Annotated in this window: 27 protein-coding genes, 1 tRNA gene and 1 pseudogene; 10 read left to right on the top strand and 19 right to left on the bottom strand. The window is 70.8% G+C overall.

What is annotated here, in order from left to right; genetic code table 11:
• Positions 1-144: 144 nt before the first annotated feature.
• The gene (gene purD, locus FV226_RS21480) at positions 145-1,425 is read left to right on the top strand and encodes a phosphoribosylamine--glycine ligase (protein WP_147764477.1); all 1,281 of its coding nucleotides are present in this window, start codon (positions 145-147) and stop codon (positions 1,423-1,425) included.
• Positions 1,426-1,515: 90 nt separating this feature from the next.
• Here the strand turns inward: purD and FV226_RS21475 are convergent, their stop codons facing one another.
• The gene (locus tag FV226_RS21475; RefSeq protein ID WP_246691676.1) at positions 1,516-2,493 is read right to left on the bottom strand and encodes an RNA methyltransferase; all 978 of its coding nucleotides are present in this window, start codon (positions 2,491-2,493) and stop codon (positions 1,516-1,518) included.
• 232 nt (positions 2,494-2,725) lie between these two features.
• Between FV226_RS21475 and FV226_RS21470 the strand changes: the two genes are divergently transcribed.
• Positions 2,726-2,800, top strand: a tRNA-Glu gene (locus FV226_RS21470).
• A 495-nt stretch (positions 2,801-3,295) separates the two neighbouring features.
• Positions 3,296-3,574: a hypothetical protein gene (locus FV226_RS21465; RefSeq protein ID WP_238272984.1), complete on the top strand. Its 279-nt coding sequence runs from the start codon at positions 3,296-3,298 to the stop codon at positions 3,572-3,574.
• 58 nt (positions 3,575-3,632) lie between these two features.
• Here FV226_RS21465 and FV226_RS21460 read toward each other — a convergent pair whose 3' ends face one another.
• Entirely contained in the window at positions 3,633-3,845 is a 213-nt protein-coding gene (locus tag FV226_RS21460; protein WP_147752466.1) for a hypothetical protein, read from the bottom strand.
• Positions 3,846-4,062: 217 nt separating this feature from the next.
• Between FV226_RS21460 and FV226_RS21455 the strand changes: the two genes are divergently transcribed.
• Entirely contained in the window at positions 4,063-4,302 is a 240-nt protein-coding gene (locus FV226_RS21455) for a hypothetical protein (protein ID WP_147752467.1), read from the top strand.
• A gap of 131 nt (positions 4,303-4,433) precedes the next feature.
• On the opposite strand, the gene FV226_RS21450 is transcribed toward FV226_RS21455, so the two are convergent.
• Positions 4,434-5,315: an aldo/keto reductase family oxidoreductase gene (locus FV226_RS21450; RefSeq protein ID WP_147764476.1), complete on the bottom strand. Its 882-nt coding sequence runs from the start codon at positions 5,313-5,315 to the stop codon at positions 4,434-4,436.
• A gap of 91 nt (positions 5,316-5,406) precedes the next feature.
• On the opposite strand from FV226_RS21450, the gene FV226_RS21445 reads away from it, so the two are divergent.
• Positions 5,407-6,306, top strand: coding sequence for a LysR family transcriptional regulator (locus tag FV226_RS21445; protein ID WP_147764475.1), 900 nt, complete (start codon positions 5,407-5,409; stop codon positions 6,304-6,306).
• 25 nt (positions 6,307-6,331) lie between these two features.
• Here the strand turns inward: FV226_RS21445 and FV226_RS21440 are convergent, their stop codons facing one another.
• On the bottom strand, positions 6,332-6,820 hold the full coding sequence (locus FV226_RS21440; protein WP_147764474.1) for a DUF302 domain-containing protein: 489 nt from the start codon (positions 6,818-6,820) through the stop codon (positions 6,332-6,334).
• A 93-nt stretch (positions 6,821-6,913) separates the two neighbouring features.
• Positions 6,914-7,837 (bottom strand): alpha/beta hydrolase, encoded by a 924-nt coding sequence (locus FV226_RS21435; RefSeq protein ID WP_147764473.1) that lies wholly within the window; start codon positions 7,835-7,837, stop codon positions 6,914-6,916.
• 134 nt (positions 7,838-7,971) lie between these two features.
• On the opposite strand from FV226_RS21435, the gene FV226_RS21430 reads away from it, so the two are divergent.
• The 4 genes from FV226_RS21430 to FV226_RS21415 all read left to right on the top strand — a co-directional run bounded on the left by FV226_RS21430 (position 7,972) and on the right by FV226_RS21415 (position 14,095).
• Complete coding sequence (locus tag FV226_RS21430) at positions 7,972-8,925, top strand: GlxA family transcriptional regulator (protein ID WP_147752472.1); 954 nt, start codon at positions 7,972-7,974, stop codon at positions 8,923-8,925.
• Between the two features lie 329 nt (positions 8,926-9,254).
• Positions 9,255-10,382 (top strand): efflux RND transporter periplasmic adaptor subunit, encoded by a 1,128-nt coding sequence (locus FV226_RS21425; RefSeq protein ID WP_147764472.1) that lies wholly within the window; start codon positions 9,255-9,257, stop codon positions 10,380-10,382.
• On the top strand, positions 10,379-13,486 hold the full coding sequence (locus FV226_RS21420; RefSeq protein ID WP_147764471.1) for an efflux RND transporter permease subunit: 3,108 nt from the start codon (positions 10,379-10,381) through the stop codon (positions 13,484-13,486). The genes FV226_RS21425 and FV226_RS21420 overlap by 4 nt, the downstream gene beginning before the upstream one ends.
• A gap of 66 nt (positions 13,487-13,552) precedes the next feature.
• Positions 13,553-14,095, top strand: coding sequence for a TetR family transcriptional regulator (locus tag FV226_RS21415; protein WP_147764470.1), 543 nt, complete (start codon positions 13,553-13,555; stop codon positions 14,093-14,095).
• A 99-nt stretch (positions 14,096-14,194) separates the two neighbouring features.
• On the opposite strand, the gene FV226_RS21410 is transcribed toward FV226_RS21415, so the two are convergent.
• The 9 genes and pseudogenes from FV226_RS21410 to FV226_RS21375 all read right to left on the bottom strand — a co-directional run bounded on the left by FV226_RS21410 (position 14,195) and on the right by FV226_RS21375 (position 21,404).
• Complete coding sequence (locus FV226_RS21410; protein WP_147764469.1) at positions 14,195-15,736, bottom strand: hypothetical protein; 1,542 nt, start codon at positions 15,734-15,736, stop codon at positions 14,195-14,197.
• Positions 15,733-16,662: a class I SAM-dependent methyltransferase gene (locus FV226_RS21405; RefSeq protein WP_147764468.1), complete on the bottom strand. Its 930-nt coding sequence runs from the start codon at positions 16,660-16,662 to the stop codon at positions 15,733-15,735. Before FV226_RS21405 ends, FV226_RS21410 begins: the two co-directional genes overlap by 4 nt.
• Positions 16,659-17,441: pseudogene (locus tag FV226_RS28740) on the bottom strand (glycosyltransferase family 2 protein); the annotation flags it as partial. The pseudogene FV226_RS28740 and the gene FV226_RS21405, both read right to left, overlap by 4 nt.
• Positions 17,442-17,459: 18 nt before the next feature.
• Positions 17,460-18,632: an NAD-dependent epimerase/dehydratase family protein gene (locus tag FV226_RS28735; protein WP_246691674.1), complete on the bottom strand. Its 1,173-nt coding sequence runs from the start codon at positions 18,630-18,632 to the stop codon at positions 17,460-17,462.
• Entirely contained in the window at positions 18,629-19,534 is a 906-nt protein-coding gene (locus tag FV226_RS21395) for a transketolase (RefSeq protein ID WP_147764467.1), read from the bottom strand. Before FV226_RS21395 ends, FV226_RS28735 begins: the two co-directional genes overlap by 4 nt.
• Before the next feature lie 70 nt (positions 19,535-19,604).
• Positions 19,605-20,333, bottom strand: a complete 729-nt coding sequence (locus FV226_RS21390; protein WP_147764466.1) for a transketolase — start codon at positions 20,331-20,333, stop codon at positions 19,605-19,607.
• Between the two features lie 343 nt (positions 20,334-20,676).
• Complete coding sequence (locus FV226_RS21385; protein WP_147752481.1) at positions 20,677-20,835, bottom strand: YqaE/Pmp3 family membrane protein; 159 nt, start codon at positions 20,833-20,835, stop codon at positions 20,677-20,679.
• Between the two features lie 129 nt (positions 20,836-20,964).
• Positions 20,965-21,201, bottom strand: coding sequence for a hypothetical protein (locus tag FV226_RS21380; RefSeq protein ID WP_246691673.1), 237 nt, complete (start codon positions 21,199-21,201; stop codon positions 20,965-20,967).
• Positions 21,198-21,404, bottom strand: a complete 207-nt coding sequence (locus FV226_RS21375; RefSeq protein WP_147764465.1) for a hypothetical protein — start codon at positions 21,402-21,404, stop codon at positions 21,198-21,200. The genes FV226_RS21380 and FV226_RS21375 overlap by 4 nt, the downstream gene beginning before the upstream one ends.
• Before the next feature lie 238 nt (positions 21,405-21,642).
• Here FV226_RS21375 and FV226_RS21370 point away from each other — a divergent pair, with 238 nt between their 5' ends.
• Positions 21,643-22,056, top strand: coding sequence for an RNA polymerase sigma factor region1.1 domain-containing protein (locus tag FV226_RS21370; protein ID WP_147764464.1), 414 nt, complete (start codon positions 21,643-21,645; stop codon positions 22,054-22,056).
• A 45-nt stretch (positions 22,057-22,101) separates the two neighbouring features.
• Here FV226_RS21370 and FV226_RS21365 read toward each other — a convergent pair whose 3' ends face one another.
• The 5 genes from FV226_RS21365 to FV226_RS21345 form a co-directional block, all read right to left on the bottom strand.
• Entirely contained in the window at positions 22,102-22,545 is a 444-nt protein-coding gene (locus FV226_RS21365) for a DMT family transporter (protein WP_147752484.1), read from the bottom strand.
• 36 nt (positions 22,546-22,581) lie between these two features.
• Positions 22,582-23,025, bottom strand: a complete 444-nt coding sequence (locus FV226_RS21360) for a DMT family transporter (protein ID WP_147764463.1) — start codon at positions 23,023-23,025, stop codon at positions 22,582-22,584.
• A gap of 189 nt (positions 23,026-23,214) precedes the next feature.
• Complete coding sequence (locus tag FV226_RS21355; protein ID WP_147764462.1) at positions 23,215-23,736, bottom strand: hypothetical protein; 522 nt, start codon at positions 23,734-23,736, stop codon at positions 23,215-23,217.
• 41 nt (positions 23,737-23,777) lie between these two features.
• Positions 23,778-24,338, bottom strand: coding sequence for a hypothetical protein (locus tag FV226_RS21350; protein ID WP_147764461.1), 561 nt, complete (start codon positions 24,336-24,338; stop codon positions 23,778-23,780).
• 68 nt (positions 24,339-24,406) lie between these two features.
• Positions 24,407-24,907: a hypothetical protein gene (locus FV226_RS21345; protein WP_147764460.1), complete on the bottom strand. Its 501-nt coding sequence runs from the start codon at positions 24,905-24,907 to the stop codon at positions 24,407-24,409.
• Between the last annotated feature and the right edge of the window lie 227 nt (positions 24,908-25,134).

Below are 25,134 nucleotides of genomic sequence, written 5' to 3'. Positions count from 1 at the left end.
GGACCAGGGGCATGGCGGACGTGCTATGCGGACGCGGCGGCGAGGTCAAAGCCCGCCGCAGGACGGTGGATCCGGTGCACGACGCGCACCTTCGTGCGATAGGACCCTTTCCCCGGTTGCGGATTTCGGGAACACCCTGATCCCATGAACATCCTCCTCGTCGGCAACGGCGGCCGCGAACACGCCCTCGCCTACGCCCTTGCGAAAAGCCCGCTCTGCACCCGCCTGTTCACGGCGCCGGGCAATCCCGGCACCGCCCGGCACGGCGAGAACCGGCCGGAGCTTGACGTCGCCGACCATGGCGCGGTCCGCGCCTTCTGCGAAGCCGAGCGCGTCGGCCTCGTCGTGATCGGGCCGGAGGCGCCGCTCGTCGCTGGCCTCGTCGACGACCTGACCCGGGCCGGCATCCGCGCCTTCGGGCCGACCCGGGCCGCCGCGCAGCTCGAAGGCTCGAAGGGCTTCACCAAGGCGCTGTGCACCGAGCGCGGCATCCCGACGGCCGGCTACGGCCGCTTTTCCGCCCTCGACCCGGCGCTCGCCCACGTGCGCGCCAAGGGCGCCCCGATCGTGGTGAAGGCCGACGGCCTGGCCGCCGGCAAGGGCGTCACCGTCGCCGAGACGGTGGAGCAGGCCGAGGGCGCGCTGCGGGCGCTGTTCGCGGATGCGGGCACGGAGGTGGTGATCGAGGAGTGCCTGTTCGGCGAGGAGGCGAGCTTCTTCGCCCTGTGCGACGGCACCCGGGCGATCGCCATGGGCACCGCGCAGGACCACAAGCGCGTCTTCGACGGCGACCGCGGCCCCAACACCGGCGGCATGGGCGCCTACTCGCCGGCCGGCATCGTCACCCCGGCGATCGAGCGGACCGTGATGGAGACGATCATCCAGCCGACGCTCGACGGCATGCGCGCGCGCGGCACGCCGTTCACCGGCATCCTCTATGCCGGCCTGATGCTGACCGCGGACGGGCCGAAGCTGATCGAGTACAACACCCGCTTCGGCGACCCCGAGGCGCAGGTGCTGATGCCGCGCCTCGCCTCCGACCTCGTCCCCGCTTTGCTCTCGGCCTGCGACGGCGACCTCGCCGGCGTCAGCCTGGAGTTCGACGCCTCGCGCGCGGCGCTCACCGTGGTGATGGCGGCGGCCGGCTATCCCGGCACGGTGGTGCGCGGCTCGACCATCCGCGGCATCGCCGACGCCGAGCGTGACGGCGCCCTGGTGTTCCAGGCCGGCACCCGCGCCGAGGGTGAGGCTATCCTGGCCGACGGCGGCCGCGTGCTCGCGGTCACCGCGCTCGGCGACAGCGTGCTGGAGGCGCAGGCCCGCGCCTACGCGGCCGTGGCCCGCATCGACTGGCCGGAAGGGTTCTGCCGCCGCGACATCGGCCGGCGCGCCGTCGCCCGCGAAGTCGCCGGCCAAGGCATCTAATTTTTTGCGATTGGGCGACGCGGGTGTGTCCCGCGCCGCGCCCAGTCCGGACGCCACCTGCGGGACACCCGGTCCGGCAGGTCCGAAAAATCAGCGGCCGAGGGCGTAGAGGGCGATCGCGGCGGCGTTCGAGACGTTGAGGCTGCGGATCTCGCCGGTGAACGGGATCTTGGCGAGCACGTCGCAGCAGGCGCGGGTGCGCTCGCGCAGGCCCTTGCCCTCGGCGCCGAGGACGATGACCGCGGGCCGCGTCGGCGTGAGCGTGTCGAGGCCGGTCTCGGCGTCGGAATCGAGGCCGATGCGGGTGAACCCCTGCTCGCCGAGGGCGATCAGCGCCACGGCCAAATTGCGGACCACCAGGAACGGCACGTGCTCGAGGCCGCCCGAGGCGGATTTCGCCAGCACGCCGGTGGCGCCCGGCGCGTGGCGCGCGGTGGTGACGATGCCGGTGACGCCGAAGGCCGCGGCGGTGCGCACGATGGCGCCGACGTTGTGCGGATCGGTGATCTGGTCGAGCGCCAGCAGCAGCGCGTCGGCCGGCAGCGCGTCGAGGCCGGGCGAGGCGAGGGGGTCGGCCTCGAGGTAGAGGCCCTGATGCACCGCATCCGCCCCGAGCAGCCGGTTGATGTCGGCCGGCCGCACGAGCTCGGGCTCGATCCGCAGGGTGCCGAGCTCCTCGACGAGGCGCGCGGCGCCGTTCTCGGTGGCGAGCAGCCGGTGCAGCTTCCGCTCGGCGTTGCCCATCGCCTGCACCACCGGGTGGAAGCCGTAGAGCACGGCGGCCCCCTCGTGCGCCGGCTGCGGCCCGGCCGGCCGCGGCCGCTGGCCGTAGGCCGGCTTGCCGAAGCCGGGTTTGCCGAAGGCCGGCCTTCCAAAGCCGGGCTTGCCGTAACCAGGCTTGCCATCACCAGGCTTGCCGTAGCTCGGCTTCCCATACCCTGGCTTGCCGAAGCTGGACTTGCCATAGCCCGACTTGCCGTGATCAGCTTGGCCGAAGCCGGGCTTGCGCACCTCGGACCCGGCCGGCCGGCCGCCGTCCTCGCCGCCGTCGTCGCTCTCGCTCGCCATCCGCTCAAACCATTCCAGAACCGTGCTGCGCGCGACCGCGCAGGCAGACCAGCGCCCCGCCAAGGCGCGCGAAGCGGCAGCGTTAGCACGCCCGGGACGAAGTTGCCGCACCCGCCCGGCGGCGCCGTCCCACCCCATCCGCGACAAACCGGCCCGCCACCGCCTCACAAGCCACGACCCGCCCGTTGCCCTCCGCCCGCGGTCCGACTATAGAAACCTCGGCCCAGCGCCAGCGCCCTTCGTCTATCGGTTAGGATGTCAGCCTTTCACGCTGAAGAGGCGGGTTCGACTCCCGCAGGGCGCGCCAACACATCCAAGCTTTGCGCTGATTCTTGCGCCTGTCGCATGAGAGACTTCTCATCGGGCGTCTGCCGGCCTCGCTGAGGGCGTTGCGCCCAACATGGCATCTCCCGCCACGATCCGGATCATCGAGCGCTTCCGCGTCGAGCCCGCCGCCGTTCGGTCTGACCGCTTCGACAGACTGCATTGAATCGTCCGTACAGCGCTCTCGAATGCAGCGCCGGACATGATCCTGGGTCTGCACGACCGCGTGGCCGAGGTTCGACTTCCGTGCTCGCCGTTCGACGCGTGGCGTGCGATCCGAAAGCACCGGGGGTTGCTTCGGTGTCGGCTCGACGCCGAGCAGCGGTCCAATAGGATTTCAAAACCCTGCGGTCCTGATGCCTGAGTGCTCTGGCTGCCACACTGGGGATCGACGTTCGTCGACACGGACACGCTGCCACACTTTGTCCCTGACAGTCGCACAAGCCTCGGCTCCTCATTCGGGGCAGGCGAGGGCGTGATGGCGATGAACGAACAAGCGGATGCCGGGGTCGTCGTGCCGTTTCCTGCGCGGATCTCCGCTGCGGTCGCGGATGCGGACACCGCCTCCATCATCGCCGTGCTGCAGGACCAGCTCGACCTGGCGCGCGAAGGCAAGCTCCGCTCGGTCGCCGTCGTGTCCGTGTCCGCGGATGGCGAGGCGGTCGGCACGCAATGGTCGTGCAAGGGGGCCGACATCACCGGCCTGATCGGCAAGTTGACCGTCCTGACGCACGATTTGATGGCGGCGCGGAAGTAGAGGCCGCCCGGTCTTCACGCCGGACCGTGAAAGCCGCGGCGTTCGGTATCGAACCGGCTCAGGTCCCGGTAGGCTCCGGCAGCTTCGGAGGGGGTGGTTCGGCGATGTCGCGATACCAGCGCCAGCGGGCTTTGCTGACGCGTCGTCGCTGGCCGGTCGCGTCGACGAAGTAGCCCGCGACGACCGCGTCGGGATCGGCGTTCACCAAGAGGCAGTAGGTGCGGGCCATCTGGATCGCGTTGATCTGGTCGAGCAGCGTTTTCCGGGTCACGACCCCTCACAATCGAAAAAGACACGCCCCCGCCATACTGGGCTAAGTTTTCGTCAACCAACCGCCTCTATTGCCTGCGAGGCAGGGTTCATCAGGCGACGCGGCGGATTTCAGTGCCGCGCCGGTCCTGTCCCGTGATCCTCCCTTCATCCATCGCTATGTCTCGGATCACGGCCATGGGGCCGCCGGCCGAGCGCGACAGTCAGGATTGGCGTCCGTGAACTTCACCGTCACCGCTCGCATCTCGGCACAACGGTTCTCGCACCACTACACTTCAATGCTGGACGCCCTGGAGCAAGGCCTCTCGCTGCAGGCCTCCGGTCTATCCGATGTCCGGATCGTCGACGCCAACGGTCAGGCGCGCACGCCGGCCGCGATCTATCAGCTGCTGTTCGGGCCTAGGGACGTCGCCCCGATCGTCGAAGGATCGATCGCCGCCCTGCCTTTGGCTGCCTGACACCCGCTCTCCGCGACGGCAGCCGCGCGGGCGCCGTCGCCCCGCCCGCGACCCGAAGCGTGCGTCAGGACGCACGGGCGCAAGGCCACCCGGCGAGATCACCCGCCGGACCGGGTGCGCGATGAAGCGGTTCAGGCGCCCTCGCTCGCAGGCGTGATCGCGTCGAGCTCGGCGAGGACGTCGTCGGGCAGCGTCAGGCGGGCTGAGGCGAGGTTCTGGCGCAGGTGCTCGATCGACGACGTGCCGGGGATCAGCAGCACGTTGGGCGATCGCCGCAGCAGCCAGGCCAGGGCGACCTGCATCGGCGTCGCGCCCAAGCGTCCGGCGACCGCGGACAGCGTCTCGGATTGCAGCGGGCTGAAGCCCCCGAGCGGGAAGAACGGAACGTAGGCGGTGCCGGCGCCCGCGAGTTCGTCGATCAGGGCGTCGTCGTCTCGGTGCGCGAGGTTGAACTGGTTCTGCACGCAGACGATGTCCGTGATGCGCCGCGCGTCCGCCACCTGTCGCCGCGTCGCGTTGCTGAGGCCGATGCTGCGGATCAAGCCTTGCCGCTGCAGGTCCGCCAGCACCGTGAGCGGCGCCTCGATCGCGCCTTCGGCCGGCCCGTGCACGTCGAACATCAGGCGCAGGTTGACCACGTCGAGGACGTCGAGGCCGAGATGGCGCAGGTTGTCGTGGACCGCCTGCACCAGTTCGTCCGCCGCGAAGGCCGGGTTCCACGAGGCGTCGGGGCCGCGCCTTGCGCCGACCTTGGTGACGATCACCAGGTCGTCGGGATACGGATGCAGCGCCTCCCGGATCAGCTGGTTGGTCACGTGCGGTCCGTAGAAGTCGCTGGTGTCGATGTGGTCGACGCCCTGCGTCACCGCCTCCCGCAGCACCGCGACCGCCGCCCGGCGATCCTTCGGCGGCCCGAACACGCCCGGCCCGGCAAGCTGCATGGCGCCGTATCCGATCCGCTTCACGGTGCGATGTCCGAGCGCGAACGTCCCGGCCGATGCGATCATGGTCATGTCTAATCTCCCTTGCCGCCCGGGATGTAGACGGGCGCGATTGATCGGATAAGCAGGCATTCTCGGTACGGGCTGTTCGGGATTTCGAACGATGGCGACACACCTCGCGGACTTGGCGGCCTTCGTCGCCGTGGCGCGGGCCGGCGGCTTCCGGGACGGCGCCCGCGCCGGCGGCGGCAGCGCGTCGGGCCTCAGCGAGGCCGTGAGCCGGCTCGAGCGCGGCCTCGGCCTGCGCCTGCTGAACCGGACCACGCGCAGCGTCGCCCCCACCGAGGCGGGCGCCCGGCTGCTCGAACGGCTCGGGCCGGCCCTGGGCGAGGTCGACGCCGCCCTCGACGTGGTCAACGGTTTTCGCGACCGTCCGGCGGGAACCCTGCGGCTCAACGTGCCGGTCAGCGCCGCCCGGCTGGTCCTGCCCGCGATCGTGCCGCCGTTCCTGGCGGCCTATCCCGAGATCCGGCTCGAGGTGGTGGCCGAGGACGGCTTCGTCGACGTGCTGGCGGCGGGCTGCGATGCCGGCATCCGCTACGACGAGCGGTTGGAGCAGGACATGATCGCGGTGCCGATCGGCCCGCGCCGGCAGCGCTTCGCCACGGTGGCCTCGCCGGCCTATCTCGACCGCCACGGCCGGCCGCAGCACCCGCACGACCTCCTGTGCCACGCCTGCATCGGCGGGCGCTTCTCCAGCGGTGCCACGCTGGCCTGGGAGTTCGAGCAGGCGGGCGAGGTGGTCCGCATCCATCCGACGGGACCGCTGACGGTGCGCGTCGGCGGCGCCACGGATCTCGCGGTCGAGGCCGCGATCGCGGGCGTCGGCATCCTCACCCTGTTCGAGGACTGGCTGCGGCCCCACCTCGACACGCAGGCGCTGGAGCCGGTGCTCGAACCGTGGTGGCAGGGGTTTTCGGGCCCGTACCTGTACTATCCCGGCCGCCGCCACCTTCCCGCGCCGCTGCGCGCCTTCGTCGACTTCATCGGCCTCAAGCGCTGATGCGCAGGCGGCCGGGACGCGGCGGTCACGCCGCCGCCGCAGCGAGCACGCTGCGGAGTTGCTCGTCCAGGTCGGCCGCGACGCCGTCGACCTCCGGCGTTCCGAACTGCCCGAAGGTCGTGACCGGGCGATCGTACTCGAACGCGACGCCGCCCTCGGTGTCCTCGCGCAGGAGCACGCGGATCGGCGCGTACAGGGCGACCGAGAGGACGTGCCGGGTCATCCGCGCGGCCGTCAGCGGGTTGCCGATGTCGTACTGGATCGCCTTGCGGGCGAGCCCGGCGGTGAGAAGCAAGCCGCCATGGTCGCGGGCGCCGAAGATCGAGAGCGGCGCCTGCCGTTCGAGCAGGTCGCGCGCCGCGTCCACATGCCCGTCCCGCAGGAGCGCGGCGTAGGCGTGGTCGAGGGGAGGCACCGCGGCTTCCAGCGCCTCCCGCACCGCCGCGAAGGGTTTTGCCGAGCGAAGCGTCACGTGCTCCACCGTGACGCGGGTCGAGGTCATGGGGTCGGTCATCGGCGCGGCTCCAAGGTCATCGGCTAGGCTCCAAGAATGAACGGGCGAATGGCAGGGCGAATGCGGTGATGCAGTGCGGCGGCACGCCGTGCCTCACGAGGCGGCGCGGGCCTTCGTCGCCGCGAGGATGATGTCGGCCCAGGCCTGCGGGCGTTCCAGCGCGCTGAAGTGCCCGGTCCGTTCGAGGGTGACGACGGAGGGCGAGGGCACGGCCGCCTCGACGCCGGCGCGATCCCGCGGCGTCGACCAATCCTTGTCGCCCCAGACGAGCGTCACGGGCGCGGTGATGGACCGGTAGCGGGCGCGGGCGGCGACGAAGCTCGGGAGGGCCTTGAGCAGCGTCCGCGACGCCGTGCTGTAGCCGGCGCGGGCGCCGACGCGGGCGTACTCGTCGAGGAGGTCCGCGGGCAGGCTGCTCGGGTCGTGGAAGCCGCCGCTCATGATGCCGCCGGTGATGGTCCGGTTCTCCAGGGCCGCGAAGACCGGGCCGACGACCGGCGCGCGCACGCTCTTGATGATGATCGACGCGAGCAGGTTCGAGCGCTCGAGGCCCGGCCGGTAGTCGTAGGTGTTGAAGGCGAAGACCCGCTCGACCCTGTCGCCGAGCTCAGCGGCGAGGGAAAGCGAGAGCGTCGCCCCGATCGACTCGCCGGCCAGGATCGGCCGCGCGATGCCGAGCTCGGCGATGAAGCCCTTCAGGGCCGCCCGAAGGGTGGGCTCGTCCTTGGGAAGGCCCGGCTTCAGGTCCGACCAGCCGAAGCCCGGCAGGTCGAGCGCGTAGATCGTGAAGTGCGGCGACAGCAGCGGGATCACGCGCTGGAACAGGTCGAGCTGGGTGCGCACGGTGTGGGTCAGCACGAGTGCCGGCCCCTGGCCCACGCGGACGTAGCGGATGCGCGTCCCGTCCCTCAGGGTCGTGTGGGCGATCTCGCCGGAGGCGAGCCAGCGGCGGGTGTAGGCATCGGCGTCCGTGCCGGCGGCGACGGGGGAGGGCGTGGTCATGGCGATCGGGTTCATGGCGATGGGGTCCCTGGGCGACGGGGGCGAGGCCGGGTGGCACCCACGTCCGTTGCGATGAAACCTAGACGGCCTCCGGCATATCCCATATGTCGAAGATCCACCCTTTTCGGACATTCGTCGCGAGGTCCGCCATGCCGTCCATCGGTGTCGTGCTGTTCCCCGGCTTCCAGGCGATGAACCTGGCTCCTCTGACGGCGTTCGAGATCGCCAACCTCGTGGTCGGCCACGACTTCTACGCGGTGACGTTCCTGTCCGAGGCCGGCGGGCCGATCCGGACGTCGTTCGGGATGGTCGTCGACACCGAGCCCTTCGCGGGCCGGTGCTTCGACACGGTCCTCGTGGTCGGCTCGATCAAGGTCGGCCCGTCGGCCCCCGGCCTGATCGCGCGGTTGCGCGAGACGGCCGCCACCGCGCGCCGCGTCGCCGCGACCTGCACGGGGGCGTTCCTCCTGGCCGAGGCGGGCCTGCTCGACGGCAGGCGGGCGGCGACCCATTGGGCCCACGCCCGTGACCTGCAGCGGCTCCACCCGTCGATCCAGGTCGACGACGACCGCATCTTCGTCTCCGACGGCAACGTCTGGACCTCGGCCGGGATGACGGCCGGGATCGACCTCACGCTGGCCCTGGTCGAGGACGACCTCGGCCCCGAGATGGCGAAGGGGATCGCGAAGAACCTCGTCGTCTACCACCGCAGGACGGGCGGCCAGTCGCAGTTCTCGGCCCTGCTGGAGCTTCAGCCGCGGTCCGACCGGGTCCAGACGGTCCTGGCCTATGCCAGGGGCAATTTGAAGAACGCGCTCTCCGTCGAGGAGCTGGCGGAGGCCGCCCGCCTGAGCCCGCGCCAGTTCAGCCGCGTCTTCCGGGAGGAGACCGGCCAATCGCCCGCCAAGGCGATCGAGAACCTCCGCCTGGACGCCGCCCGGACGATGCTGGAGGACGGCCGGCATTCGCTGGACACGGTGGCCCGGGAGACGGGCTTCGCCGACCGGGAGCGGATGCGGCGCGCCTTCCTCCGCGCGTTCGGCCAGCCGCCCCAAGTCATCAAGCGGAACGCGCGCCACCACGGGGCGTCTCAGGGCGCCTGAGCCGCCGCGACGCCCTCGCAGGGCGATTGCAGATGGCACCGCACCGTCATTCCGGGTCGCGGCAGGCGAGCCCGGAATCCAGAACCGCCGACGGTACAAAGTCCGGCTCGACCTGCGTGTCCGGATCCCGGGCTCCGCTGCGTGGCCCCGGGATGACGCGGTGCTGCCGGTGGAAGTCCGGAGACCAAATCGGCATCGGCAATCGCCCTGCCGGCCGCGCGGCCACGAATGCGTCCGCCCCCTCCGACGACGCCCATTGACGCCGACCGCGCACCCTAATAGATGATGATCATAATTTTAAGACCGAGCAGACGGCGACGGGGGCGGCGATGTTGCGAAGACTGGTTCTGGGGCTCGCGGGCGTCGCCCTGACCGCCTGCTCGCCGGCGAAGACGGCGGTGACGCCGGAGCCGCTCCTGGTCCAGGTCGCCGAGGTCGCCCCCGGTCCCGGCGCCGTGTCGCGCTACACCGGCGTGATCCGCGCCCGCACCGAGAGCAACCTCGGCTTCCGGGTCGGCGGCAAGATCTTCGAACGCCTCGTCGACCCGGGCGACCGCGTGCGCCTCGGCCAGCCCCTGATGCGCCTCGACCGCACCGACTTCACCCTCGCGCTCGCCGCCGCCCGCGCCTCCGTCGAGGCGGCCCGCGCCCAGATGATCAAGGCCAAGGCCGACGAGGAGCGCAGCCGCAAGCTGGTCGCCGACGGCTGGACCTCGAAGCAGACCTACGACCAGAACAAGGGCGCGGCCGACGCCGCCATCGCCCAGTTCGCCAACGCCGAGGCCCAGGCCAGCCAGATCCAGAACCAGGCGGGCTACGCCGAGCTCCAGGCCGACGCCGACGGCGTCGTCATGGAGGTGCCCTCCGAGCCCGGCCAGGTGGTCGCGGCCGGCCAGACCGTGGTCAAGCTCGCCCGCGACGGGGCGCGCGAGGCGGAGGTGTTCCTGCCCGAGGGCAGCCGCCGCGCCGCCAAGGGCGAAGCCTCCGGTACCAAGGGCGAAGCCTCCGGCACCAAGGGCGAAGCCTCCGCCACCCTCTACGCCGAGGGCGCGGCGACCTATCCGGCGCGCCTGCGCGAGCTGTCCGCCACCGCCGACCCGGCCACGCGCACCTACCGGGCGCGCTACATCCTCTCGGGCGGCGGCGAGGCCGCGCCCTTGGGCGCCACGGTGACCCTTCAGCTCAAGGACCTCGACGCCGCCCGGGCCGGATCGGTGGAGGTGCCGCTCGCGGCCTTGTTCGATCAGGGGCAGGGCCCCTCGGTCTGGCGCTACGACGCCGCCAGCGAGACCGTCCAACCGCAGGCCGTGCGGGTCGCCCGCATGGGCGAGGAGCGGGCCGACGTCGTCGCCGGGCTGAACCCCGGCGATCGGATCGTGGCGCTCGGGGCCCACCTCCTCAAGGCCGGCGAGAAGGTCCGCCAGGCGCCCGCCAGCATGACCGGGGTGGTGCGATGAGCGGCTTCAACCTCTCAGCCCTCGCCGTCCGCGAGCGGGCCGTCACCCTGTTCCTGCTGATCGCGCTCATCGGCGCCGGCTTCTTCGCCTTCGAGAAACTGGGGCGCGGCGAAGACCCGAGCTTCGCCGTCAAGACGATGGTCGTCTCGGCGGCGTGGCCCGGGGCGACGACGGACGAGATGCAGCGCCAGGTCGCCGACCCCCTGGAGAAGCGCCTGCAGGAACTGTTCTACTACGACCGCGCCGAGACCACGGTGCGCCCCGGCCTGCTGCTGATCAAGGTGTTCTTCAAGGACAACATGCCGCCGGCCAAGCTGCAGGCGGAGTTCTACCAGACCCGCAAGAAGCTCGCCGACCAGGCCTCCAGCCTCCCGCGCGGGGTGATGGGGCCGCTGTTCAACGACGAGTTCTCGGACGTCTACTTCTCGCTCTACGCGCTCCAGGCCAAGGGGCTGCCGCACCGGCAACTGGTGCTGAGGGCCGAGGATTTGCGCCAGCGCCTGCTGCGGGTGCCGGGCGTCGAGAAGATCAACGTCCTCGGCGAGCAGGCGCAGAAGATCTTCGTGGAGATCTCCTACCAGCGCCTCGCGACGCTCGGCATCACCGGCCAGCAACTGCTGGCCTCGCTGGCCAACCAGAACGACGTGACCCCGGCCGGCTTCGTCGAGGCGGCGGGTCCGCGCGTGTACCTGCGCCTCGACGGGGCGATCGACGGGCTCGACGCGATCCGAAACCTGCCCGTGGCCGCCGGCGACCGCAGCCTCAAGCTCGGCGACATCGCCGAGGTGAAGCGCGGCTACGAGGACCCGAAGGTCTTCGCGATCCGCAACGACGGCGAGCCCGCCCTGATCCTCGGCCTGGTGATGAAGCCCGGCTTCGACGGCCTCGCGCTCGGTGCGGCGCTGAACGCCGAAGAGGTGGCGATCCACCACGAGACGCCGGCGGGCATCGGCTTCACCAAGATCGCCGACCAGGCCAAGGTCATCGACGAGGCCATCCACGAGTTCATGGTCAAGTTCTTCACCGCCCTCGGCGTGGTGATCTTCGTCTCCCTGGTGGCGCTCGGCTTCCGGGTCGGCATCGTGGTGGCGCTGGCGGTGCCGCTCACCCTCTCGGCGGTGTTCGTGGTGATGATGGTGACGGGGCGCGACTTCGACCGCATCACGCTCGGCGCCCTCATCATCTCGCTCGGGCTGCTGGTCGACGACGCCATCATCGCCATCGAGATGATGGTGGTGCGCATGGAGGAGGGCTACGACCGCGTCGAGGCGGCGACCTACGCCTGGCGCTCGACCGCCGCGCCGATGCTCACCGGCACCATCGTGACCATCGCGGGCTTCCTGCCGGTGGGCTTCGCCGCCTCCACGGCGGGCGAGTATGCCGGCAACATCTTCTGGGTGGTGGCCTTCTCGCTGATCGTCTCCTGGATCGTGGCGGTGACCTTCACGCCCTATCTCGGCGTCAAGCTGCTGCCGAACATCAAGACGGTGGAAGGCGGCCACGGGGCGATCTACGCCACCAGGAACTACGAGCGCCTGCGCCGGGTCGTGCGGATGTCCGTCGACCAAAAGTGGCTGGCCGCCGGCATCACCGTGGGCCTATTCGCGCTCGCCGTGGTCGGCATGGGCCGCGTCGAGCAGCAGTTCTTCCCGAACTCCGAGCGCCCGGAACTCATCGTCGAGGTGACCCTGCCGACGGGCTCCGCCTTCGCCACCACCGAAGCCAGCGTCAAGCGGATCGAGACGGCCGTGCGCGACCTGGCCGAGGCGCGCGAGATCACGAGCTACATCGGCCAGGGCATGCCCCGCTTCGTGCTCTCGTTCGATCCGGAACTGCCAGATCCGGCCTTCGCCCAGATCGTGGTGCAAACCGCCGACTCGGCGGCCCGCGACATCCTGCGGGGCAAAGTCCGAAAACTCGTCGAGGACGGGCGCTTCCCCGAGGCGCGGGTGCGGGTGCTGCAGATCGTGTTCGGCCCGCCGGTCCGCTTCCCCGTCGCCTTCCGGGTGGTCGGGCCCGACCTCGACGTGATCCGCGGCATCGCCGAGGACGTGCGAGGGGTGATGGCGAGCAACCCCAACATGCGGATGGTCCACCTCGACTGGGGCGACAGGACGCCGAGCCTGCGCCTCGCCTTCGACCAGGAGCGCCTGCGCCTGATCGGCCTGACCCCGAAGGAGGCCGCACAGCAATTGCAGAGCTACCTCAACGGGACGCCCGCCACCCAGGTGCGCGAGAACCTGCGCGCCGTCGACGTCGTCCTGCGCAGCCCCGGCCCGGAGCGGCGCTCGCTCGGCGAGGTCGGCGACCTGACGCTGGCCACCAAGGACGGGCGCCAGGTGCCGGTCTCGCAGGTGGCCCGCCTCGAGAGCCGGACCGAGGACGCGGTGCTCAAGCGCTACAACCGCGAGGCCTACATCCGGGTGCAGGGCGACGTCCTCGACGGCCTGCAGCCGCCCGACATCCACGCCCAGGTCTTCCCCCTCCTCGAACCGATCAAGGCGAAGCTCCCGCCGGGCTACCGCATCGACACGGCCGGGTCGGTGGAGGAGAGCGCCAAGGCGATGACGGCGCTGGTCGCGGTGTTCCCGATCATGCTGATCGTGACGCTGACGGTGATCATGCTGCAGGTGCGCTCGTTCGCCACGATGTTCATGGTGTTCGCCACCGCGCCGCTCGGCCTCGTGGGCGCCGTGCCGACCCTGCTGGTCTTCCAGCAGCCCTTCGGCTTCAACGCGATCCTCGGGCTGATCGCGCTGTCGGGCATCCTGATGCGCAACACCCTGATCCTGGTGGACGAGATCCACCACGACCAGGCGGCGGGCCTGGCGGATTACGACGCCATCGTGGAATCCACCGTGCGCCGGGCCCGGCCCGTGATCCTGACGGCGGCCGCGGCCATGCTGGCCTTCATCCCGCTCACCCACTCGGTGTTCTGGGGGGCGCTCGCCTACGTCCTCATCGGCGGCGTCGGCGTCGGCACGCTGATGACCCTGCTGTTCCTGCCCGCCCTCTACGCCCTGTGGTTCAGGGTCGGGCGGGCGACGCACGAACGGCGCGTCGCTGCCGATGACCAGGCGATGCCGATGCCGTCCAAGCCTTGAGCCGGGCCCTTCTTGGGAGGGCGCGTCGCCTTTATATCGTCGTCGGACACGCCGAAGGATCGGGCCATGCCGAGAGTCTCGCAGGAACAGGCCAGGATCAACCGACAGCGCGTCGTCGAAGTCGCCGCGGCCCTGTTCCGCGAGCGCGGCCTCCACGGCGTCGGGGTCGTGGACATCATGGCCGCCGCCGGCCTGACCCATGGCGGCTTCTACGGCCAGTTCGCCAACAAGGATGCTTTGGCGGCCGAAGCCTTCGATACCGCGCTGGCAGAAGAATACCGGGGCACGACCGACACCGTGGTCGCTAACTACCTGTCCCTCGACCACGTCCGCACGCCGGGGAAGGGCTGCCCGCTGGCGGCGCTCGCCAACGACGTCTCGCGGGAACAGACGGGCAGCGCCGTCCGGGGACGGTTCGCGCAAGGGATCGAAGGCCTCGCCTCCATCGTCGCCAACCTGACGCCGAAGGCGTCGAAGGAGCGGCGCCGGCAACGCGCCCTGGCGACGGTGGCGACCCTCGTCGGCGCCGTCGTCCTCGCCCGGGCCGTCGACGACGAGGCGCTGGCAACGGAACTGCTCCAGGCCGCGCAAGCCTCGATCGCGCCGTGACGCGCGTCGGCGGATTGGCCGCCGCGTAAGCCGTCCCGCCGCGGCGTTCTCGCCGCCGCCGTCGGCTCGTCGAGCGACGCCACGCGCCGACGGCGGATGCTAGTTCCGCGCGCTTCGAAGAGACTCGGCGACCTTCATAGGGTCGGTCTCCGAAACGCGGTCCGGCCAACATATCGGCCTCGCGCTAACCTCCAAGACGCGCTGCGGAACGGCCAAGATCCTCCCGGCGACAGAGGATTCGATGACCGCTTTGCGCGCCAGATAGTGGAAGAGCGGCCCGTCGTTCGGCGGGAACCGCGACGCATCGAGCAGGGTGCAGTCGCTGATCGCGAAGGCGGGTTTCAGGAAGGCCCGGCCGATTTCGTAGATGGGCGCGCCGGCGCCGAGCAGGACGACGGCGATCGTCGCGACCCGCCGTCGGGGCCCGCACGGGGCGGTCGCCACCTCGCCGAACCGGAGGGCGAGGAGGGCAAGCGCCGGAATGGAGGCCCGCATGACGAAGTCGAGCACGCCGAGCCGATACAAGGGGACGAACGACAGGATGAGGATGACGAGCGGCATGTCTCCGCCCAGCACCGAGTCCCGGCGATGAAGATCGGATCGCGATGCCGTATAGAGGATGACGAGGACAGGGCCGATTTCGACGAGCAGAAACAGGACGTATCTCGCGACGAAGCTCGCATCGATCGCCGCGAAGCCATGCGGAACGCGTCCGCCGTCGGCGAGCAGGTAGAGCAGCACCGGCGCCAGTCCGACGGCGACGAAGATTGGAGCGGGCATCTGCCGAAGCCGCAAGCGTCCACGTTCGACATCAACGAAGACGGCCCGCGCCAGGAACGGCAGCGCGCCGATCAGGCTGAGCGGCGACCAGAACGCGCAAAGCCCGAAGACGCACACCAGGCCGCCGAGGTCGAGGCGCCTGCGATGCCAGAGGAGGTAGGCAGCCACGAACGTCCAGCCCGAGGCGGCGTGGTTCGGCACCCAGAACACCTGCGTGACGTGCGAGGTGAATTGCTGGCCCGGCATCCAATGCTCGAGATGGGTCCCGAAGGCCAGCGGCTCGTCGAGGAGCCAAGCTCCGGCGACGTCCCAGCCTCCGAACAGGACGAAGATCGCAAGGACCGACCACGCGGCGCGCCGCGGCGTGGAGGCCTGCGCGAAGACGTAGAGGAGGCATCCGAACAGGACGGCGTTCTGCGCCAACAGCGCGACATGGGCCGCGCGCAACCCCAGGATTTTCCCGAACGCCGCCGGGACGAGGTACATCCCGAGCGGCGCGCGCAGGGTCGTCGCCTCGCCCAGGTAGCGATACCCCACCGGCCACGGCTCGGCGACGAGGTCTCGAAGGACGGCGTCGCGGATCAGCCAGTCGTCGTTCGCGTAGAAGACGTGCGCCTGGCCCCCGACGCAGCAGAGGGCGAAGCCGACGCCGAGTGCGCCTACCAGGAGCGGACCGTCGAGGGGGACCGGCTGCCGCAGCACCGCGCGCAGGGTCGCAAGGACGCCGAGCACCGTGCAGGCCACGCAGGCGACGCCCAGGAGCGGGCTCGCGAGGTGCGTCGTCAGGAACGCGAGGTTCGGCAGCGCGACGAGGCAGAGAATCGTCGCGAAGGGAAGCTGTCCGAGGCGCGGCGCCGTCACGGGGTCGGCGCGACGGGCTTGCGCGCCACCGTCAACAGGTTCCCGACGTTCAGGCCGACGCGGAGCCGGCCGAGCCCGGTCGCGTCCGCGCCGGCGATGGCGGCGGTCTTCATCGCACCCGGAAGGGGCAGGAGGCGCAACCAGTAGCGGAGGGGATAGGCGTTCCGGATCGCGGTGATCGCGACCTCGGAGAAGCCGGTGCGCGCAAGGAGCTTGTGCAGGCTGGCATGGCAGAACAGCTGCATGTGCTCGATGTCGATGATCGGCGACCGGCGCCCGAGCAGGCGGTTGACCGGCGCGCGGTGATCGTGGGTGACGAAGGCGAGCACCCCGCCGGGGCGCAGCAGCGAGAACGCGGCCCGGGTCAGCGCCAGCGGATCGCGCACGTGCTCCAGCGTCATGAAGCATCCGATGAAGGACAGGCTCTCGGGCGCGTGGTCGGCGGGGTCGAACACGCCGACGCGGATGCGGTCGCGCAGGTCGGCGGCGGCGGCGACGGCCGCGCTCGAGGGCTCGACGCCCGTCACGTCGCGAAAGCCCAGGCGTTGCAGCTCGCGCAGGAAGCTTCCGGTGCCGGCGCCGATCTCCAGGGCGGCCCCGTCGCGGATGCCCGCATCGAGAAAGGGCGCCAGCGCCCGCGCGTAGGTCTGCGCCGCCAGGTCGGCTTCCTCGGAGGTGTCGTAGTCGGCGGCCGCGTAGGCGTCGGCCAGCGTTTCGGCACTGGGCGCTTCGGCCGCGTAGACGGTCTGGCAGGTCAGGCAGCGGACCAGCCGGAACGACATGAATTCCGGCCGCTTGCGCGAGGCGAAGCTGAAGCTGCCGATCCGCGCGGGATCGACGCTGGCCGAGAGGAACGGGGCCGAGCCGGCCTGGGAGGCGCCGCAGACCGGGCAGTCGCGACCGCGCAGGTCGTCGAGGAGGCTCATGGGATCGATCGTCCGTCCGGAAGGAGGTCGCTGGAGACGCCGTTGCGGATCAGCGCCGCGCGGATGAGGCGCGGGCGGCCCTTCACCTCCTCCATGATCTTGGCGACGTATTCCCCGACGAGACCGATCCCGAACAGGTTGAGGGCGCCGAAGAACAGGATCGCCTGCAGCAGGGTGGTCACGCCGCGGGGTGCGATGTCGGGCACGAGGAGGCGCGCGGCGATCAGGCCGAGGCTCAGGATCGCGGTCAGGGCGAGGAGGCCCAAGCCCGACGCGGTCAGGATCTTCAAGGGCGTGTTGCTGAACGAGAAGATGCCGCGCTTGGCCCATTCGAGGTTCGAGAGGAGGTTGTTGGTGCTGGCGCCGAACATCCGCTTGGGGCGGACGTAGTCGACGCCGGTCTGGCGGAAGCCGACGTAGGCGCGCAGGCCGCGCATGAAGAGGTCGCGCTCGGGGCAGTTCAGCAGCCAGCCCACCACCCGCCGGTCCATCAGCGAGAAGTCGCCGGCGTCGTGCGGGATGCGAATGTAGCTGAAGGCCGCGAACACCCGGTAGAACGCCTTGTAGAGCAGCCCCCAGATCCAGGGCATGTCGCGCTCGACCCGGCGGCCGTAGACCACGTTCGATCCCGCGAGCCACGCGGCGTAGAACTGCTCGATCAGCTCGGGCGGGTCCTGGAGGTCGCCGTCCAGCAGGACGCAGGCCTCCGCGGTGGCGAGCTCCATGCCGCTGCGGAAGGCCATCTGCGAGCCGAAGTTGCGCGAGTGGGTGATCCCGAGGACGTGCGGGTCGCGTGCCTAGATCTCGCGGATGCGCTCGCCGCAGCGATCGGGGCTGGCGTCGTTGACGAAGATGATCTCGTAGTCGACGTCGATCCGCTGGAACACCGCGGTGAGGCGGGCATGCATGACCGGCACCGCCTCCTCGTCCTTGTAGCAGGCGACGATGGCGGCGATCGAGCGCCGGCGCGGCGCCGACCCGTGGCGCTTGGTCAGGCCGGTCAGCGCCGGGTCGGCCCGACGCATCCATGCGGCGGTCCGGGTCAGGCCCTCGTCCAGGGACGTGCGGGCACGCCAGCCGAGGAGGCGCTCGGCCTTGGCGGGGTCGGATTGCCAGCGGGTCAGGTCCCAGCCGCGTGCCGGCATGTCCCCGAAGCGGGCCGCATCGGGGATCGCGAACGTCGTCTGCGCGAGGCCGGCGAGTTCGCGGATCGTCGTCTGGATGCCGGAGCCGATGTTGATCGACGCGCCGTAGAGATCGAGGTCCATCTTGGCGGCGGCGCGCACGAAGGCCTCGCAGACGTCGTCGACGTAGACGAAATCGCGCGCGATGCCCGGATCGACGAAGTCGGGGTAGCCGCGCTCCAATCCGCGCGCCACGACGGCGGGGATCAGGCGCGAGGCGTCTTCGTAGGGGCCGTAGACCGAGTAGAGCCGCAGGTTCACGACCGGCAGGCGCCGCGTCCGCCCGGCAAAGGTCAGGTAATGGCTCGCTGCGGCCTTCGACACGGCATAGGGGCTGTTGGGCCTCAGCTCCGCATCTTCCTTCGGCGCGTCCGAGTTGGAGCCGTACTCGGAGGAGCTGCCGGCGTGGACGTAGGCCGCGAGCGTTCCGCCGGCCGCCAGCAATTCCACGAGGTTGACCATCGCGGTGAAGTTCGTCGCGTAGACGAGGTCGGCGTCCTGCTCGAAGGAGTAGGCACCGTAGGCGACGCAGTCGAAGACCGTGGCCGGGCGGATCGCCTCGACGAAGTTTCGGGCCGCCGAGCGGTCGTTCAGGTCGACCTCGACGAGATGGCTGGGGTCGACGTCGCGCAGGCGCGGGGCTGGAAGGTTGCGGACCACGGCGAACACGTCCGGCCGCACCGCCCGGATGGCCCGGAACAGGTTGCAGCCGACGAAGCCGCCCGCGCCGAGGACGACGATCGGGCCCTTGAGCGTTCCGATCCAGTGCGCGGAATCCGGGCTCATGCGGCGCCCATCGCCTGCACGGCGGCACGGATGCCGGGCGCATCGAGGCCGCTCTCCTGCCGGTGGAAGGCCTGCGAGCCGTAGGTCCCGGAGGGATACCCTTGCGCATTGAGCATGCGGAAGCCGTCGAGGCCGACGCCGGTCTCCAGGCACCACGCGGCGAGGCTTTGGCCCAGGCTCCCCTGCGCCACGTGCTCCTCCACGACGCAGAGGCGGCGGCTCTTCCGCAGGGCGGCGACGAACGCCTCCGGCGGCGGGCTGACACGCAGCGGCAGCTCGCAGACGGCCCAGATCTCGGCCACGTCGTCTTCGAGGGCACTGAGGGTCGGACCGGCCATCGGGCCGACGACGACCACCACCGGGCCTGTCCCCGCACGCAGGCGACGCCACGGTGCGTAGGCCGGCGCGATCGTGCCCGCTGGCAACTCGCCGCGTCCCAGGCGGATATAGGCGGGGCCCGGAAGGGCACCCGCCGCAGCGATCGTCGCGGCGACGTCCTCGTCGAAGGCCGGGATGAAGAGGTGCAGGTTCGGCAGCGTCGAGAGGACGCCGTAATCCTCCAAGGAATGATGCGTGGCGCCCATGACGCCGTAGCCGTAGCCGCCGCCGTTGGCGAGGAGCCGGACGGGGAGGGCGTGCAGGCAGACGTCGTTGCGGATCTGCTCGAAGGCCCGCGCGTAGCAGAACGGCGCGATCGTGTAGGTCCAGGGCTCCATCCCCGCGCTCGCCATGCCGGCGGCGACGCCCACCATGTTCTGCTCGGCGATGCCGGCGTTGATGAAGCGCCGGTCCAGCACGTCGCGCAGGGGCTCCAAGGCGCCGAAGCCGAGGTCGCCCGTGAGGAAGACGAGGTCGGGCCGGGCCGCCCGTTCCACCAGGGCGTCGCAGAGTTGGCGTCTCACGGCACGCACCACAGGCTGGGTCGGGGGCGAAGGGATCGGTGGAGGTCGTCCGGCATGGCGTTCCGGCCCGTCATGCCCCGAGGCCTCCGATGCCGGTGACGGCCTCGCGATACTGGTCGTCGGTGAGCGGCAGGTAGTGGCTGTCCATCCGCCCCTCGATCGCGGGGACGCCGTAGCCCTTCACCGTATGGAGCACGACGAGCGTGGGCCGCTCCCGGCCGGACGAAAGGGCACGGCGCATGTCGGCGAGATCGTGCCCGTCGGCCTCGCGGATCTCCACGTCGAAGCCGGCGAGCTTCGACGCCAGCGGCTCCATCGAGGCCACGTCCCGCGTGGTGCCGAAGCCCTGGAGCCGGTTGTTGTCGATCAGGATCGTCAGGTTCTCGAGCTTGTTGTGGGCGGCGAAGATCAAGGCCTCGAGGGTCGACCCCTCCTGCCATTCGCCGTCGGAGGTCAGGCAGAAGACGTGCCCGGGCCGGTCCTGCAGCCGCCTCGACAGGGCGAGGCCCGCCGCCAGCGAAACGCCGTGGCCGAGGCTGCCGGTCCCGAAGCGGATGGCGGGCACGCCCCGCGCCGGCGGATGCCCGGCGAGCCGGGTGCCCTCGCCATGGAAGGTGTCGAGCTCGGCGTCGGTGATGAGCCCGCGGCTCCACAGGGTGACGTAGTAGGCCCCCGCCGCGTGCCCCTTGGACAGGACGAACCGGTCCTGCGGACGAAGCATCTCGTGATGCAGGAGCATCATCGCATCGAAGGCCGACAGGTTGCCGCCGAGATGTCCGACGCCCGCCGCGTGATACATGGCCAAAAGCCGCCAGCGCGCCAGTCGCAACAGGCCGGATGGCAGCGTGCCGTCGGCCGATCTCGCGCCATCTGCGTTCGCTGCACGAACCTCCGTATTCTCAACGTGTTGTGCGCGAATCGCCATCGAACGGATCCAGACAGGTCCGGATCACGAACGCATGCGCGTGGTTATCAGGGCCTTAAGGCTCCGCCTCGTGGGCGAGGCGGGCGCGGACTTGGCGGCGCGCCGGCCATACGGCCCCGCGACCGCTCCGCGCCGGGACGTCCGATTTTTTGCGACGAAGGAGCAGGCTCCGCCGCCGCTGGCCCACCGCCGCGACCCGCGGCGACCCGAGCCCGCCTCAGGCTTCCTTGCGCGTCACCATCAGGGCCCAGATCGTGGCGGGGATCCAGCCGATGACGGTGATGTGGAGCAGGATGCAGAGGATGCCCTGGATCACCTTCCCGCGCAGGAACATCGCCAGCCAGGGGGCCAGGAAACAGATGATGATCATGACCATGGCGTGCGGGGCTCCGTGAGCGTGGGGTGCGCCAGCCGTTCCGGCGCGTGCCCCCCACTCAGGTCGTTCCGGCCCGACTTGTTCCGAGGCCGCGATCGATCGCGCTCGCTCGGGCACGCCGAGGCTTCGTCACGGCTCGGCGGCGGCGGAAGGCTCCGGGTGCTCCAGGTCCTGCGCCAGATCGTGCAGCACCTGCTCCACCAGGGAGGGCCAGGGCACCTCGTGCTCCTGAAGCAGCATCGCGGCGGCGAGCAGCGCGTCGACCTGTGCCGGCAGGATCGGCCCACGCACCATCTGGGCGTAGCGCACCCGGGCGGCGAGCGCCGAGGAAAGGCGTTGAACCTGGGCGATCTTGTCCGCCGTCACGGTCTCGTCCTGCCGTCGCGCCAGGCGAAGAAGGCGGCCGCGACCAGGAACAGCAGGAGGCCCGACCACAGCCCGCCTTCGGTCGCCTTGGCCACGAACCAATCGCTGAGCGCGGGTGCCGCCGGATCCTGCCACCATCCGATCGCCGCGAGCCCGACGAAGAGCAACGCGAGCGTGAAGACGATGGCGACCGGGTAGGGCATCAGTTCGCGCTCTCTTCGATTGCGGTGATCCGGCACACGCCCTCGGTCCGTCGGCCGGGCCGTACTGGACGGGTTCGGAACGCCGACGTCCGGCACCCCGTCGGCCAAGCCTCGACAGGGCCGTTCCTAAACCTCGCCTGCTTCGGCTGCCAGCCCCTCGCCCCGCGGACCTTCGAGCAGGCTGTCATGCCGTCGGCCTCGCGCCACATGAGAGAGCGGAGACGGCAGGAGCTCACGGATGGCAGGCACGATCAACCGCGCGACGCTGGACCGGCTGATCGCCCTCGGGCGGACGCGTGGGGAACTCACGGCGAGCGAGTTCGAGGCCGCAATTCCCGTCGACAGCCTCGACGTGGACGCCCTCGTCCTGGTGATGCTGGAGCTGGAAGAGGCGGGGGTGAGCGTGGAGCCCGATGCGTTCGGCCCGCGCGCCGAGACCGCCGTCACGCCGAGGCTGACGCTTGCGATGCCGGAGCCCGGTGTGCCGCGCGCGATCGCGGGCGGCGAGGGCGAGCCGGCGGTGAGCGTCACGCCGCCGCCTGCCGCGGACGCGAAAGGCGAGGCGGAAGCGGACGACCCGGTCGGACGCGTCGTCCTGCTCGCCGGCCTCGCGGTGCTGCTGATCCTCGGGGCGATCCTGGTTCTAGTCTGACGGACGAGGCAGGGCAGCCGGATAAACCGCCCCCGCGGGCGTCGATCAGAACCGCGCGACCAGGCCGACGCCGCCGATCATCAGCACGCCTCCAAGGAGACGCCAGACGCTCGCCTCGTGCACCTTGAAGCCGACGAGGCCGAAATGGTCGAGCAGGACCGAGGTGACGACGCCCGCCGTCACGATCAGCCCGAGGAAGCTCGCGGCGCCGATCTTCTTGGATACGTAGAGCTGCGCCACCGCGAGGATCGCGCTCAGCACGCCGCCCAGCCAGGCCCACCAGGGAACCTGCGCGAGGCGCTCCATCCCCGGCCAGCCATAGCGCCCCATCACGAGCATGATCACGGCGAGCGTCGCGATGCTGATGACGAGGCTGACCACGCCCGCCAGGAGCGGCTGCGCGAACGCTTTGGCGAGGCCGGCGTTCTGACCGGGCTCAATCGCGCTGGCGAGACCGGCCAGGAGCGCGAATCCATAGAGGAAGACCATGCGGAATCCTTGATCAGGCTGGGAAGACGTCGATCGTCAGAACACCGCCACCAGGGCGACGCCGCCGACCATCAGGACACCGCCGGCGATGCGCCACGGGCTCGCGCGATGGCGGTCGAAGCCGACCAGGCCGTAATGGTCGAGGGCGATCGACCCGACCACGCCCGCGGTGATAACGCAGCCCAGGAACGGCGCGGCGCCGACCGATTGCGCGACGTAGAGCTGCGCCAGGACCACCGCGGCCCCGAGGATTCCGCCCGGCCAGGCCCACCAGGAAACGCTGGCGACCTTCTCTGCGCTCGGCCGGTCGAGCCGGCCGGTGACGACCATCGCCCCGATCAGGCACAGCATGGCGAGACCGAAGCAGAAGAGTCCCGCCAGCATCGGCTGGCCCGTGACCTTGGCCAAGGTGGCGTTCTGGCCGGGCTCGATCGCGTTGGCGACGCCGGCCAGCAGGGCGATGCCGTAGAGGTACCACATGGGCGTCCTACATCGGTGCTCGATGGATGAGGTGCCGGGTCTTCGATTGGACGAAAACCCGGACGTTCTTCTGCGCAACCGACCAAACCGCAGAACGACTGCATCACGGGAGCGCGAAGACCTCGGACAGATCGCCCCATGCGGCGCGCAGCGACGTGTCTGCATAAAAGCCGACGCAGGCGCGTCGCGTCAGCGATGGTAATCCGGTCGAAGCCGCCGCATCGCGCGAAGCTTCGCCGCCCGCACGGACGGGGTCTGCAGCAGGTCCGCGCAGAACAGGATCGGCAGGGGCACGAGCGGTTCCGAGACGGGCCCGTCCTTGTGCATGAGCGCCATCGGCGTCCGCGCCGCCGCGGCTTTGACGGCCGCATCGAGGGACATGAGCGGTTCGACGCCGCCGTGGGCGCGCTCCAGCACGACCGCACCCCAGCCGTGGCCCTGCTCCTTCAGGTACGCGGAATCCTGCGCCGTCAGGCAGGCGGCGAAGGCGTAGCCCTCGACGTCGCGACGGAGCGCGGCGGAGCCCGACGGCTCGCGGGCGACGGCATCGAGCCGGAGCGTCGGCAGGACGGCGAGATCGAGGACGGCGAAACCGAGCAGGGCGACCCACGTGGTCGCCTTCCGAGAGATCGCGAACCGGCCTTCGCCACGCGTCGATGTTCGCACCATCATCCGGTCTGCGCTGTCGCCGGCGAACGAGGCCGCCGACATGTCGGCCGGTCGCTCGACGGAGCCGGGCCTTATGGAAAGTCTCACGGTTCGACCGCGGCGATGTCGGCCGCCCGCAGCCAGCCGACGACGGGCGCCTTGCCGCCCCCGTAGGCGGCCCGGACCCAATCCCCCCGCCGCTCGACGACCGCGACGACGTCGGCCTCGACGAGGTACAGGCTGCGCTTCGGTGCGGGTCCGGGCTCGGCAAGCAACGCGGCGCGCTTGGCGGTGACCAGGGCCCCCCCCTGCCAGCGCGCGACGTCCTCACCCGGATCGGCCGCCTCGGCCGCGAGGGCGTAGGGGCTGCCGACCATGCTGCCCGTGGTCATCGGGCAACCGCCGTGATCCTCGGCCAAGGTCAGCGCCGCCCCGGCGGCGTCGAAGGCGAGGGTGCCGGAGATGCGCCGCGCCTCGCCCGGGTACCAGGTTTCGACGACGGCACGGGCGCCCGACGGCGTCCCGTGCAGGAGGAAGATGCAGCTGAACGATGGCATGCCCTCGACCCCGCCGCGGCCCTCGGCGAAGGCGCCGGCGACACGGTCGCCCTTCACCACCAGGGTGAGGTTGTCATAACGCCCCGAGTGCGGCGCAGGCTCGGCCATCGCCGCTCCGCACCAGGCCACCGCCGCGAGGGCACCGAACACGGCCCGGCGCGGCCGGGCCGCCCGGATCACAATCCCTGCTCCAGCACCTTCACCACGGCCTCCACCCGGTCCTTGTAGTCGGCCACGTTGGCGAAGGGCCGCCAGTTGACGTCGAGCACCCCGGCATCGAACCTCAGGCCGTTCGGGTAGTTCGAGGCCGGTGCGGTCTTCTCGTCGTAGCGGACCCGGATGCCCTTGAGCTTCGCCTTGAGAGCTTCGCGGCCCATCGGATCGCGGCCGACCTGCTTCAGCCCCGCCGCCAGCGGCTCGAAGATCGTCGTCTCGAAGTAGGCCGGGTCGGAATAGTACTTGTCGTCGCCTGGGATCGTGAGCTGGTCCCACGCCACCTCGACCGGCACCGGAAAGCCGGCCGCGTCCTGGATCGCCTTCTGCTGCGCCGGATAGCGGCCCTCGCGATAGGCGGCGATCGCCCGGCGCTCGGCCAGCCCGACCGTCGGCTCGGCCCGGACGGCGGATGCGCAGAGCAGCAGCGCGGCGGTGGCGAGCGCGTTTCGGCGTGAGAGCATGCGTGGCGTCTCCATCGGAATGCGCCGACCGTTCGTCGGCGCGGGCGGGTGAAGCGGCGAGCGAATGCTCGTCCAGGTTGCGGCGTCGAGGCCGCGGCGTCGGGCGGCGTCCGGCGCCGCTTTCGCCTGTCTAGCAGCTTCCGCACGGCGAATGGGAGAGGCGACGGGGCTCGGGCCGGCGGGGGCGGCTGCGCCCGACGCCAAACCTCTGGTATGGCGACGGGCGC

It is taken from the genome of Methylobacterium sp. WL12 (assembly GCF_008039475.1).
GTDB classification, from domain to species: Bacteria; Pseudomonadota; Alphaproteobacteria; order Rhizobiales; family Beijerinckiaceae; genus Methylobacterium; species Methylobacterium cerastii.
This window is presented reverse-complemented; position numbering and strand designations above follow the sequence as displayed.

Coding starts and splice junctions, on each gene's coding strand:
- FV226_RS21420 (WP_147764471.1), top strand. CDS start 10,379: ATGAGCGGCTTCAACCTCTCAGCCCTCGCCGTCCGCGAGCGGGCCGTC.
- FV226_RS21355 (WP_147764462.1), bottom strand. CDS start 23,736: ATGTCGGCGGCCTCGTTCGCCGGCGACAGCGCAGACCGGATGATGGTG.
- FV226_RS28735 (WP_246691674.1), bottom strand. CDS start 18,632: ATGAGCCCGGATTCCGCGCACTGGATCGGAACGCTCAAGGGCCCGATC.
- FV226_RS21475 (WP_246691676.1), bottom strand. CDS start 2,493: ATGGCGAGCGAGAGCGACGACGGCGGCGAGGACGGCGGCCGGCCGGCC.
- FV226_RS21360 (WP_147764463.1), bottom strand. CDS start 23,025: ATGTGGTACCTCTACGGCATCGCCCTGCTGGCCGGCGTCGCCAACGCG.
- FV226_RS21430 (WP_147752472.1), top strand. CDS start 7,972: ATGCCGTCCATCGGTGTCGTGCTGTTCCCCGGCTTCCAGGCGATGAAC.
- FV226_RS21385 (WP_147752481.1), bottom strand. CDS start 20,835: ATGGTCATGATCATCATCTGTTTCCTGGCCCCCTGGCTGGCGATGTTC.
- FV226_RS21440 (WP_147764474.1), bottom strand. CDS start 6,820: ATGACCGACCCCATGACCTCGACCCGCGTCACGGTGGAGCACGTGACG.
- FV226_RS21425 (WP_147764472.1), top strand. CDS start 9,255: ATGTTGCGAAGACTGGTTCTGGGGCTCGCGGGCGTCGCCCTGACCGCC.
- FV226_RS21405 (WP_147764468.1), bottom strand. CDS start 16,662: ATGAGCCTCCTCGACGACCTGCGCGGTCGCGACTGCCCGGTCTGCGGC.
- FV226_RS21370 (WP_147764464.1), top strand. CDS start 21,643: ATGGCAGGCACGATCAACCGCGCGACGCTGGACCGGCTGATCGCCCTC.
- FV226_RS21450 (WP_147764476.1), bottom strand. CDS start 5,315: ATGACCATGATCGCATCGGCCGGGACGTTCGCGCTCGGACATCGCACC.
- FV226_RS21445 (WP_147764475.1), top strand. CDS start 5,407: ATGGCGACACACCTCGCGGACTTGGCGGCCTTCGTCGCCGTGGCGCGG.
- FV226_RS21350 (WP_147764461.1), bottom strand. CDS start 24,338: ATGGCCGAGCCTGCGCCGCACTCGGGGCGTTATGACAACCTCACCCTG.
- FV226_RS21365 (WP_147752484.1), bottom strand. CDS start 22,545: ATGGTCTTCCTCTATGGATTCGCGCTCCTGGCCGGTCTCGCCAGCGCG.
- FV226_RS21465 (WP_238272984.1), top strand. CDS start 3,296: ATGGCGATGAACGAACAAGCGGATGCCGGGGTCGTCGTGCCGTTTCCT.
- purD (WP_147764477.1), top strand. CDS start 145: ATGAACATCCTCCTCGTCGGCAACGGCGGCCGCGAACACGCCCTCGCC.
- FV226_RS21375 (WP_147764465.1), bottom strand. CDS start 21,404: ATGCCCTACCCGGTCGCCATCGTCTTCACGCTCGCGTTGCTCTTCGTC.
- FV226_RS21390 (WP_147764466.1), bottom strand. CDS start 20,333: ATGTATCACGCGGCGGGCGTCGGACATCTCGGCGGCAACCTGTCGGCC.
- FV226_RS21415 (WP_147764470.1), top strand. CDS start 13,553: ATGCCGAGAGTCTCGCAGGAACAGGCCAGGATCAACCGACAGCGCGTC.
- FV226_RS21435 (WP_147764473.1), bottom strand. CDS start 7,837: ATGAACCCGATCGCCATGACCACGCCCTCCCCCGTCGCCGCCGGCACG.
- FV226_RS21345 (WP_147764460.1), bottom strand. CDS start 24,907: ATGCTCTCACGCCGAAACGCGCTCGCCACCGCCGCGCTGCTGCTCTGC.